General features: G+C 46.5%; 1 protein-coding gene. It reads left to right on the top strand.

What is annotated here, in order from left to right:
• Window positions 1-671, top strand: a 671-nt coding sequence (locus R7R78_RS26730) for a Nif3-like dinuclear metal center hexameric protein (protein ID WP_225474685.1), incomplete at both ends; no start/stop codon positions are given.

Raw genomic sequence — 671 nt, 5'->3', positions numbered from 1 at the left:
AAGATTACGCGCCAAATGGCTTACAGGTTGAAGGCTGTCCACAGATCAAGCGCGTAGTTACTGGAGTAACTGCTTCTCAAGCATTAATTGATAAAGCGATTGAACTCAGAGCCGATGCGTTATTGGTCCACCATGGTTATTTTTGGAAAGGGGAGCCAGAACCCATTCGCGGTATGAAAGGTAAGCGCATTCGTAGCCTAATTAAAAGTGACATTAATCTGTACGGCTACCATCTACCGCTCGACATTCATCCTGAACTTGGTAACAACGCAGAGCTTGCTCGTCTTCTTGATATTGAAATCGACGGTGGGTTAGAAGGTCATCCGCAGTCTGTCGCCCTATTTGGACGCTTGAAAAAACCGATGACTGGTTCTCAATTTGCGAGCAAGATCAACCAAGCCCTTAATCGAGAGCCTCTACATATCGCTCCAGATAATGCGGAGAAAATGATCGAAACCGTTGGTTGGTGTACTGGCGGTGGACAAGATTTCATTGAACTTGCGGTTCAGCATGGATTAGATGCATTCATTTCTGGCGAAGTTTCGGAGCGAACAACTTACACCGCTCGTGAGATGGACATCCACTATTTTGCTGCGGGTCACCATGCAACAGAGCGTTATGGCATCAAAGCACTTGGTAAGTGGTTAGCCGATGAATACGGGTTAGATGTC

This window comes from Vibrio sp. 2134-1, assembly GCF_033339495.1.
Note: the sequence above shows the minus strand (reverse complement) of the source record. Positions and strands in the feature narration are given on the sequence as shown.